5 protein-coding genes are annotated in these 11,541 nt (G+C 59.1%); 2 read left to right on the top strand and 3 right to left on the bottom strand.

Going from position 1 to position 11,541, the window contains the following annotated elements:
* Positions 1 to 169 precede the first annotated feature (169 nt).
* The 3 genes from H1B37_RS26770 to H1B37_RS26760 all read right to left on the bottom strand — a co-directional run bounded on the left by H1B37_RS26770 (position 170) and on the right by H1B37_RS26760 (position 5,683).
* A complete protein-coding gene (locus tag H1B37_RS26770; RefSeq protein WP_286178232.1) occupies positions 170 to 931 on the bottom strand; it encodes a transposase in 762 nt (253 codons plus the stop codon).
* Between the two features lie 158 nt (positions 932 to 1,089).
* Entirely contained in the window at positions 1,090 to 4,206 is a 3,117-nt protein-coding gene (locus tag H1B37_RS26765) for an efflux RND transporter permease subunit (RefSeq protein ID WP_182870343.1), read from the bottom strand.
* On the bottom strand, positions 4,199 to 5,683 hold the full coding sequence (locus tag H1B37_RS26760; protein WP_182870342.1) for an efflux RND transporter periplasmic adaptor subunit: 1,485 nt from the start codon (positions 5,681 to 5,683) through the stop codon (positions 4,199 to 4,201). The genes H1B37_RS26765 and H1B37_RS26760 overlap by 8 nt, the downstream gene beginning before the upstream one ends.
* A gap of 233 nt (positions 5,684 to 5,916) precedes the next feature.
* On the opposite strand from H1B37_RS26760, the gene H1B37_RS26755 reads away from it, so the two are divergent.
* On the top strand, positions 5,917 to 7,428 hold the full coding sequence (locus H1B37_RS26755) for an alkaline phosphatase D family protein (RefSeq protein WP_182870341.1): 1,512 nt from the start codon (positions 5,917 to 5,919) through the stop codon (positions 7,426 to 7,428).
* Between the two features lie 319 nt (positions 7,429 to 7,747).
* Positions 7,748 to 11,437 carry a carbohydrate-binding family 9-like protein gene (locus H1B37_RS26750; RefSeq protein WP_182870340.1) on the top strand — a complete coding sequence of 1,230 codons (3,690 nt, stop codon included), beginning with the start codon at positions 7,748 to 7,750 and terminating at the stop codon, positions 11,435 to 11,437.
* Positions 11,438 to 11,541: the final 104 nt, after the last annotated feature.

Below are 11,541 nucleotides of genomic sequence, written 5' to 3'. Positions count from 1 at the left end.
CGTCTGTAGAGCCATTGTCTCAATTGCTCCCCGGCCGCCCCGGCGGCGCGTGTTAATCCTCTGTCCGCTGCGCGGCCAGTGCGAACAGCTGGGACAGCGGTCTACACTGGCGGCGCGTATCGATCCTCTGTCCGCGTCGCTGCCAGCGAGAACAGCGGAGACAACGTTGCTACATCTCGCGCTCCCAATAAAGAAACTCGCCCTTTCTCAAATTCGCTTTCTTGGGGTTGTCGAAAACGTAGCGCTGCAAGTACTCGAACTGCTCGGGGCTGCGGATGAGGTGGTCGAACGGCTCCGGTTGCCAAAAAACACCGCTGCGGTTGATCGATGCGTTGATCTGCCGTGCCGTGTAGCGCATCCAGCTTTGTCCGACGACGTCCAAGCTTGCGCCTTCGCGAAACTGCACGATCGCGTGAACATGGTTCGGCATCACGACCAATCGATCCAGATCGTATTTGGCATCGTCATAAAACAGCAGCGCGTTGGCGGCGATCTCAGCCAGTTCAACCTGTTTCAACAAACACTCACCATGACACTCATCAAGCGAACGGTGGAAGATGCGGTCGCTGAGCTTTTTAAACTCATGACGCTGGGCTGCGTTCAACGCGTTGAGGAACTCGTCGTGCCGAGGTGATTTTTGAGCGGTCGTCGACGCTGCCAGTTCGACCGGAAGATGATTCGTAGCCAGCCAATGTTCCAGTTCCCGCTGCCATCGTAGCAATACGTCCTTGGGCAACGAATCCGCGGTCCGGAAGGTGATGAACATGGCAGCACCGACCTGAAACCAATGCGGCAGGTTTCCCGCTGTGACTATAAATTCCGCACGTGGGTCAAAGCTGCGAAAGATCACCGGTTTCTTTTGGTCGCCCATGCAATGAGTGTAGAGCAATTGCGCCTTCTCCGCTGCTTCCAGGCAGAAAAGTCGAACCATTTCCCCAACTGCTCTCCCGGCGGATTGTAGAGCCATTGTCTCAATTGCTCCCCCGGCGGATTGTAGAGCCATTGTCTCAATTGCTCCCCGGCCGCCCCGGCGGCGCGTGTTAACCCTCTGTCCGCTACGCGGCCAGTGGAACAGCTGGGACAGCGGTTCTACACTGGCGGCTGGGAGTTGCTGATGGTGTTTCGATTCTTGACGAACCCGAAATCGGCCAGCACGACGTAGGCGGCGGGGATTGCGACCAGGACGAGCACCGTCGAACTGAGCAGACCAAAGCAAACGCTGACGGCAAGCGGGATCAGCACCTGTGCCTGGCGACTGGTCTCAAATAACAACGGAGTCAATCCGGCGATCGTGGTGGCAGAGGTGAGCAGGATGGCGCGAAAGCGCAGACGGCTCGCATGGCGTGCCGAGTCGATGACGTCGGCTCCGCCGCGGTGTTCCTGCTTCAGAAACAGCACCAACAGGATCGAATCGTTCACCACCACACCGGCCAAGGAAACAAAGCCAAGTACACTGGGAATGGACAGCGAATTGCCCGTCAGCAGGTGCCCCCAAATGACCCCGATCAATGCCAACGGAATGGCCGTCATCACGATCAGCGGCTCGGTCCAGCTCTCGAACTGGTAGCTGAGGATGACGAACACGCCGATCAACCCCAACACAAACGCCTGCATCATCGAGTTTCCCGTCTCGGCGGATTCCTGCGACTCGCCTTCGATCTGAATGTCAACGCCCGGGTGTTGCTCTCGAATCTCCTCGACCGCGTCGCGGCGAAACAGCCGCATCAAACTAGCCGTGTTGGCAACACGCGTGTCGACTTCCCCGATTAACGTCACCGTGCGTCGACCGTCCAGCCGGGCGATGCGTGACCAGCCGGTGGCCACCTCGATTTTGGCGACCGCCGAAAGTGGGACGCGACTGCCGTCGGTCAACACGACGTGGAAGTCGCCGAAGTCCGCCAAGCTGTCTCGATCGGATGACTTCAGCCGAGCAACGATTTCATACGCTTCCGACCCGACTTGGATCTCATCGGCGATCGTGCCCTGAAACGCCGCGCGGACTTGATCGGCGATCGTCGTCACATCCAATCCCAATCCGACCGCGCCTTCGTCCAACCGGATCCGAAACTCCTGTTTCCCCGGCCGCAGGTCATCGGTCAGGTTGTACACACCATCGTACTGGTCAAAAAACGCCAGTGCCTGCTGCGCTGCTTGTTTGGCGTCACTGAGTTTTTCACTCTGAAAGCGAATCTCGATCGGCCGGCCGGCCGGACCGAAACTCGCTTCGCCGTACGTCACGCTGATCACGTCCGGAAGACGCCCGACCGCTTCCCGCCAAGCCTGAACCACGGCATCGATGCGCGTCGCCCGGTTCTCGGGACTCAACAGATCCGCCGTCACTGTCGCCACGTGTGGGCCGGATTCAAACGCGTCGGTGTTCGTCCCGAACTGGACGTGCACGGTTTCAACCAACTCCCTTCCCGACGGCTGGTCGGGCGTAAATCGTTGATTCACTTCCTCCAGACCGTCCGTGATCCGACGCACGACCTGTTCGGTCCGTTCCACCGGCGTGCCCTGCGGCAGCAACAGGCGTGCTTCGACGATCTCGCCTTCTGTGGTCGGGAACCCTTGAAAAGGAACAATGCCGCTGGCGACCAGTGAAAGCGACACGATGAACAAGCCTGCAAGACTGCCCAGAAACAGGTACCGCCAACGAATCGCCGCGTCGACGCAGGTGCCCGTGACGGATTCACGCAGCCACTCAAGCATGCCATCGATTCCGCGACGCAGACGACCCGGACGATCCAACCCCGTGTGCGTGAGCGAGTGACCGAGGTGGGCCGGCAAGATGATGAACGCTTCGATCAGGCTGACGGCCAACACCAGAATCAGCACCATCGGGATGACTTCCAACACTTTGCCGATAAAACCGGACAGCGACGCCAGCGGGCCGAGCACACAAATCGTCGTCAGGAACGAGGAAATCACGCCGCCGGACACCTCCTTGACGCCATCAATCGCGGCCTGCATCGCCGGCTTTCCCAGGCTCAAATGCCGCGCGATGTTCTCCGAAATCACGATCCCGTCGTCCATCAGAATCCCCGTTGCCAACAACATCGCCACCAGGGTGATCATGTTGATGGTCAGCCCCAGCATCGGCATCACAAACAACGCGCCCAAAAACGACACCGGCAAACTCATCACCACCCAGAACGACATCCGCAAATTGAAGAACATCCACAGCGTGCAGAACACCAGGATGATTCCCTGCACGGCGTTCTTGAGGACCAACTGCAGCCGATCTCGGATCAAGGTCGACATGTCGTTGACGACGACCAGATCCAACAGCGGCTGACGTTGGCGTTCGAGCGTAAGAAACTCTCGCACCGCAGTGGTCACCCGGATGGCGTCCTGGGCCTTTGTCTTTTCAATCCGCAACACGCCGGCCCGCTCGTTTCCCAGCAGACTCTTGACCTCTTCATCCTCAAACACGTCGACGACCCGACCGAGGTCCCCGAGGCGGATTTCCGCTCCGCCGCGGGTACCCTTGATGATCAACTCCTCCAGCTCTTCCGGCGTGCGGCGTTGTTCCACAAAACGCAGCAAGACTTCGCTGTCGCGTGTTTCCAACGATCCGGCCGGAACGTCGATTCCCTGCCGTGCGATCACGCGGGCGACGTCTGCGGCGGTCAATCCGAACCGCCGCAACGCTTCGTCAGAAAGTTCGACGCGAAGCTGACGGTCGGAGAATCCATCCAGTTTGACCAGCGAGACTTGAGGCACCTGCTGAAGCCGGTCCTTCAATTCCTCGCAGTAGATTTTCAAATCACCCGTCGGCATCGGGCCGGAGACCAGCAAGACCATGACGGCTTCCGTCCGACCGAGTTGTGTGATCACGGGGTCTTCCACATCGGCAGGAAACTCCGTGATCGCTTCGACCTCCGATTCAATGTCGTCCTGGAACACGGAGATGTCCGCCCCGTCACGCATCTCGACCGTGATCACCGCGACGCCTTCCTGCGCGTCCGAACGGACTTCCTTGACGTTCTCCACCCCGTCGATCGCATCTTCGACCCGTTGGCAAACGGCCTCCTCGACCTCCTCGGCGGTCGCACCACGATAAAGGATGCGAATCTGAATCTCCGTCGCCGAAAATTCCGGAAACGTCTCACGCTCCAGCTTCGGCAGGGCGAACAGCCCCGCGATGATGAACAGCAGCATGATCAGGTTGGCCAGCGTCGGGTGCCGCGCGAATCGATCAATCATCGCGTCCTCCGACCTCCACAGCCCGCGTGTCCGAAGCTGGCGGTGGCGAATCGGTGTCCACACCGCGGGCGTCCGCGATCAGTCGCTCTCGCAGCGAATCATCCTTCATCGGTTCGACCAACATGCCTTCGATCACCGGCGTGGGATCGGACACAATCAACGTCTCACCGCCGGCAAGACCGCGGCCGATCACGGCGAATTCGCCCTGCTCAAACGCGACTTCCACCGCCCGTCGGCGCAATCGCCGCTGGTCGTCCAGTACGTAGACATGCCCCCCGTGAAGTGCATGGCGGGGAACGATCACCTGCCCCGGCCGGACGCGACCGATGAACGTCACTCGGCAATACGTGCCCTGCAGTAGTGGCGGGCGGATCCCGGGGACCACTTGCTGATACGGTTTGTCGACACCCACCACCATGGTCAGGCTGCGCGTTTGTGGATCCAGCGATTCACGCACGCGCATGAATCTCGCCGGCCAACGTGCCGGTAGATCCGCGGAAGCCATCTCGACGATCGCCCGCACATCGAACACGTCGCGGACGCGCTGCATCGAGATTTCCCCGAGCGTGGCCGTTCCGCCGGGGTTGTGGATCAACCGCCGCACTTCGCGCATCGGCGTCTGCGCTTCGACTTCGACCAGCGCATTGTTGTAGGCCTCAAACAGCGACTGACCGCTGGCAACAAACTGATCGACGTCCAGCGTGACCGTCCCCAACCGGCAATCGAACGGTGCGCGAATCTCCGTGTGTTTCAGGTCCAATTGGGCCTGAGCCAGCTGGGCTTGTTTGAGTGCGAGGTTGGCTTGCTGGCTTTGCTTCCGAGACGGCAACAGGTTCAACGCACTGGTTTGTTCCTGAAGCCGCTGCTGTTGCGTCAACAGGGAACGCTGCTGAGCGTCGACGTCGGCTTGTGAAATCGCATCCCGAGTGACAAGCTGTTCGATCCGATTCATCTCCCGTCGTGTCACGTCCAACGCTTCACGCTCGATCTTCAACGACGCCTGCAAGTTTTCCTCGGTCCGCGTCAGCTCTTCGATCAAAGCCTCGGCCTGCCGGATCTCCGCTTCCAGCTGAGCGACCGCGTACTCGTATTCCGTCGGATCGATCTTCAACAGCAATTGGCCTTTATCGACAAACGATCCCGATTCCAGTTCCGGATGAACCTCGACAATCCGGCCTTCGACCTGCGCAACGGCCTGCCAGGTTTGTCCCGGTGTCGCCGTTCCGTAACCGACCACCTGCGGCAGCACGTCCACCACGGGAACCTCGATCACACGCAGCGTCCGCATCGCTTCGTCGGTCGTCTCGAGCGCCGGTTGCGGGCGGTTGCCGACGACCCACACAGCCACCGCCACCCCCAGCACCAAGGGTGGGACAAACAACAACCGAGTTCCGAATCGCTTCAGCAGCGAACGAAACCTCCCGCGCGTGTTGCCTCCCAGCGCGGAATCCGGCACGGACTCTGAGTCGGCGTTCATGTGCATCGCCTTGTGAATCTGAAAATCGAATCTGCCAACGACCGCCCCACCGACGCGGAGAACGAGGCCAGCGGATCACCGGCGGGCCCAATGTCTGTAATATACAGCTACACGTTGCCTTGTCAATGCTTGCATCGCGATCGACTAGAATGACGCCTCCTCGCCTCACCCGCGCCCCTCCGAAACGAGCGGTGAAATCAGGATCCCAGAACGGACAATCGAGAACCCCAAAGATGAAACGCCGCCCCTTTCTGTTTACCCTTGGAAGTCTGCTCGCAGCGGTTCGCGGGGGCTGGGTTCGCGAGGCCTGTGCACGAGGCGTGGAACGCAGAATCCGCGTGACCTTGCCCCAGGCCCACAAAGGAACGCTTGAAATCGACACACAATTGCTCGACAGCTACGGGCGGCTTCCAGAAGACCTGCGTCAGTTTTACCTTGACGCCCGCCAAGTCTTTGAATCGGACGCCGCCGCCGCGTTTACCAGTCCAGCCATCTTGGATGCCGCGGCGCGGCATCATCTGGTGTTGATGGGCGGGCCGCTGCTGGGTGATTTGACCGGTCGCGGCGTGACCCTCTGGCTCCGCCCGGCCACGACGGATCCGATCACCGTTGTCGTTGATCAAAAAACCTATCCGGTCGACTCGGCACGCCCCGGGCAAGTCGCTCGTGTCGTCGTTGATGACCTGTCACCGGGAACGTCGTGCACCTACCAAGTCCGATGCAATCGTGACGTCGTTGCCGAGGGCAGATTTACCACGGCACCGGACGAACGGTCCGGCCAACCATTCCGGCTGACCTTCGGATCCTGTTTCCACAAGATCGGGATCCATAATCAAAACCTGGTTGAAGCGATCCTTGCGCGTCATCCTCACGCCATGATGTTGCTGGGCGACATTGCCGTCGACGACCGCAACAATCAAGTCAACATGCACCGTGCCGACTATCAGCTGCGCGACGTTTCCCAGGCGTGGAGAGATCTGGCGTCACAGGTTCCGTTGTACGCGGCCTGGGATGATCACGATTACTTCGACAACGACCTGAGCGGTATTCCACGTCAATTCACGGCGGCCGATCGTGCCAAGGTCCGCAACGTTTGGCGTGAGAACTGGAACAATCCCCCGGCCACGGATTCTCGCGAAGGCATCTATTTCAACACGCACGTCGGCCCCGTCGAGATCATCATGTTGGACACGCGGTCGTGTCGCGATGGAAGCCGGCGTCGAGAATACAACTCCTATCTTGGCGGGCCGCAGTTGCAATGGCTGAAAGACACGTTACGCCGTTCCACAGCCCCCTTCAAAGTCATCAGCAGCGGCACGATGTGGAGCGACTACGTTTCCAATGCGAAGGATAGCTGGGGCAGTTGGGACACGCAGGCGCGGGAGGAGATCTTCGGCCTGGTCGAGGAGTCACGGATCGGCGGGGTGTTGCTGGTCAGTGGTGATCGGCATGGGGCGCGAGCGTTTCGGATCCCGCGGCCGTCGGGGTACAACTTCTACGAATTCGAGCCCGCGACGCTGGGGGGTGTTTCCGGACCCAAGGGAATCGTCGACAACTGCCCGGAGCAATTGTTCGGCTACAGCGGGCACGACCGCAACGGCAACGACTTCGTCGCGTTCGGCGAATTCACCTTCGACGTTCATCGCGAGCAACCGCGGGTGACGTTCCGGTTGATCAGTGAGCACGGAGTCGAGCTGAAAAAAATCGATCTCTCACTCCAACAGCTCACGCCCCCATCATTGTAGAACCGTTGTCCTCAACTGTTCCCCCGGCCGCCCCGGCGGCGCGTGCATGTCCGCTGTCGGCTGCGCAGGTTAATAAAAGCCATGAACAGTTCGGATTTGGCTATGGAGAACGCTAGCCGAACGCCCAGGATCTTACCCAAGCAAGGCTCGAAGGGCGGCTCCATGGCGACTGACGACATCGCCCAATGCCGTGGGGGATTGATTCGCCGACCAACCGGCGTCGCAAGGATGCGCATTTGAGAAGCCCGACGCGCAATGGGAATTCGTCCAGCCTGACAGCGGATCGGCTACAACTAAAAGGTCTCGTTTTCCCCAAACCATGCCAATCCCATTCTTTTCCGCCAACCTTCGGATCATGCCGGACTTGCCGGAGGCCCAATCGATGATGTGCAAATTCTTCGTTTTCCTGAGCATTGGTGTTCTCGCAGTGGTCACGCCATGCCGTGCTGCCGAACGTCCCGACAACGCCGGGACCACAGCGGAGGAGACCACACGTTCAAGGGTTCACCCTTGGACAGACTCGCGCGTCAAGGGCAGCCCGGACCTGCCACTGCCTTACACGACGCATCCGATTTTCACTGGCGTCGAATTGGATCGTCCGACCGACATCACCTGGTTGCCGAGCGCACAAAGATGGGTGGCAAACCATGCGGGCAACAAGATCGTCACGTTCACCAACGACTTCGAGACCGCGGTCGCACAGCCGCTGTTGAATCTGAGCGCGTTGTCCGACGAACCGGTCCAGACCGGGTACGCAACGAAATTCCATTTCGATCTCAAGAATCAGCCGTGGTGCTTCTTGACCTTCACTACCAAGCGACAGCTGCCGGACGGGCATTGTTTGGCAAGATTGAAGGTTTTGGACCCCAGCGTTCCGACGTTCGACTTGGAGAGTCTGACGGAATTGGCGCGTTGGAAAAGCCATGGTCATGTGGGGTCGAGCATGCAATTCGGCCCCGACGGAATGCTTTACGTCTCCGTCGGCGATGGCCAACCGCCTTACCCGCCGGATGGTGATGGAACCGGCCAGGATCTCAGCGACCTGCGCGCATCGATCCTGCGGATTGACGTCGACAACCCGACGGCCGACAAGCCCTACCGCATTCCCGAGGACAACCCGTTCGTTCGGCAGGAAGGTGCCCGCGGAGAAATCTGGGCCTACGGGTTTCGCAACCCTTGGAAAATGGCCTTCGCCCCGAAGACCGATGAGCTGCTGGTGGCCGATGTGGGTTGGGAAATGCGTGAAATGATTCATCGGGTTCGCCGCGGCCGCAATCACGGCTGGAGCATCATGGAAGGAAGCCAGCCGGTGAAACCGGAGCAACAACCTGCGATCCCCATCACACCACCACTGTTTGAACACACGCACCTGGATTCGCGTTCGATCACCGGTGGCTATTTCTGGCAAAGCGATCGCATTCCGGAATTGAAGGGAGCCTATATCTACGGCGACTGGATGACTGGAAAGGTCTGGGGGCTTCGGTTCAAGGACGACAAGGTGACGTGGCAACAAGAACTGGTGGACACACCGCATCGCGTCATTTGCTTCATGCAGGACCCATCAGGAGAGGTGTTCATTGTCGGCTACGACGGAACCATCTTGCAGCTCCAACCCAACAAGGTCTTGCCCTCCGACGAACCGTTTCCGACCAAGCTCAGCGAAACGGGGATCTTCGCCGACACTCCCTTGCAACAACCAGCCCAAGGAGTGGTCCCGTACAACATCAATGCTTGTCGGTGGGCCGACGGAACCCACTCGCGACAATGGATCGCGCTTCCGGATTCGACCCAATTACAACTCTTTAAAAAGTTCAACTGGATGACCGGCGAGTCCGCCGGCAGGTTCAATTTTCCGACGGACACGGTCGCCGTGAAAACCGTCAGCTATTTCGCCGACGCCCAGAATCCACAGTCCGAACGGCATCTCGAAACACAGCTGTTGCACAAAAACGGAGACGAATGGCGAGCGTACAACTACATCTGGAATGACCAGCAAACCGATGCGATCCTTCAGGACGACAAGGCCACCGAACGCAATTTGATCATCCGCGATCTGAACGCCGACGGTGGACAGCGGACGCAAATCTGGCGTCACGCGAGCCGCAGCGAATGTCTGTTGTGTCACGTCTGGTCGGCCGGCACGGTGCAAGGATTCTGGCCACCGCAACTGGACTTGAAGCTCGGGGACGAAAACCAGCTCGATCAACTCGCTGCCCTCGGACTGTTCTCCGAACCCGTCCCGCGACCGAAACCCGTCGTCTCTCCAAGTGATGCCGCGGCGTCCCTCGAGGATCGAGCGCGATCGTACCTGGCGATGAACTGTTCGACCTGTCATCGCAATTTGGGAGGCGGAACTTCGATTTTCACCTTCGACATCACCGTTCCGCTCGAAGACAGCAAGTACCTTGACGCGGTTCCGTCTCAAGGCTCCTTCGGCATCGAAGACGGGCGGGTGATTGCACCAGGCGAACCGTCCCGCAGCGTGCTCTTGTACCGAATGCTCAAGTCGGGACGGGGACACATGCCACAATTCGGGTCCAACGTGATTGACCGAGATGGCATCCGATTGATCCATGACTGGATCGCATCCATGGAAGCTGAATCCGAAAAAACACAACCGGTCCCGCCGAGTGCCGAGCTGATGGAATTGAACAATGTTTCGAACTCGACGATTCAGTCGATGCTTTCCACCGTCGAAGGTGCGATGATTCTCTCGATGGCCTGCGGCAGCGATTCTCTGGACGATGAACGAAAGGAAAAAATCGTCGGGATGGGAGCCAGGCAGACGCACGCTCCGATTCGCGACCTGTTTGAACACTACTTGCCAGAAGATCAACGCACCAAGCGTCTTGGCCCCAGTATCGATGAGGAAGCACTGCTGGCCATCGAGGGATCGGTCGAATCCGGAAAGAATCTGTTTGAAACGGCCACCGATGTCAACTGTCGCAATTGCCACCGAATCGGTGCGGTCGGACAAAGCATCGGGCCCGACTTGAGCGGGATCGGGACACAGCAGACGCCGGCCGAGCTGCTCGCCAGCATCGTCCGGCCGTCTGAAAAAATCGATCCGAAGTATCGCGCGAAACAAATCCTGACGGTGGATGGAGAGGCGATCTCTGGAATTGTATTGGAGGAAACAAGCGAGTTGATCCGAATCGCCGATGCGTCGGGCAAGGTACACCAAATTGCGGCCGACGACATCGAACTCCTGCGTTTCGCCTCCAAGTCGGCGATGCCCGACCAGCTGCTCTCCGGCATGACACTACAGAACGCCGCCGACTTGCTCGCCTATCTTTCGTCACAGCGCAAGATCGGGCCGCTGCAACACAAACAGGCAAAGATTCATCGAACATCAGCGAAGCTGACGATCGATGGAATACGCAACGAAACAGATTGGGCCACCGCTCCATCGCTGGGCGATTTCGTGTTCACCTGGTGGAAAGACGGCGATCCGCCGAAACAACAAACCGATGCCAAGTTGTTGTGGGACGACCAGTTCCTTTACGTCTCATACGCCTGCGTGGACCGAGACGTCCGCGCGACCCGGCGAGGTCGCGACAGCAAGGTTTATCGCGATGACTGCGTTGAAATCTTCGCATCGCCCGAGCGAGAGCATCCCGAAAATTATTTCAACATCGAAATGAACGCGCTCGGTGAACAACTCGACCAGTACCGCCCGGGAGGCGAGATGCAGGACAACTGGAACCCTGACGGGATCCAGATCGCGGTCACGATCGATGGAACGCTGAATGATTCGAACGATTCGGACAGGGGCTGGACACTCGAAGCCGCCATTCCGTTCAAGCTGTTCGAAAAAGTCCTACCCAACGGCCGCCCGTTGATCGGCGACCGATGGCGGCTCAACCTTAGCCGGCTGGAAGACGAAATGGCGATCAAGAGCCAATGGTCGCAAGGCGATCGCAATTTCCCGCGTTTCCACCATCCCGAATACTTTGGGTTCGTCGAGTTTGTCGGCAAAGTTGACGCGTCCGAGTTACCGTCACAGTAACAAGCCGCTGAACGAGAAGTTTTGCGTGTCGCGAATCGAACGATCATTGGCATTGCCGCTATCCTGATCGACGCCCCGAGCACCGATGCCCAAGGAAACAACCG

Origin of the sequence: Stieleria mannarensis (assembly GCF_014154935.1) — a bacterium.
GTDB classification, from domain to species: Bacteria; Planctomycetota; Planctomycetia; order Pirellulales; family Pirellulaceae; genus Stieleria; species Stieleria mannarensis.
The sequence above is the reverse complement of the archived record's forward strand: the minus strand, read 5'-3'. Positions and strand labels throughout refer to the sequence as shown.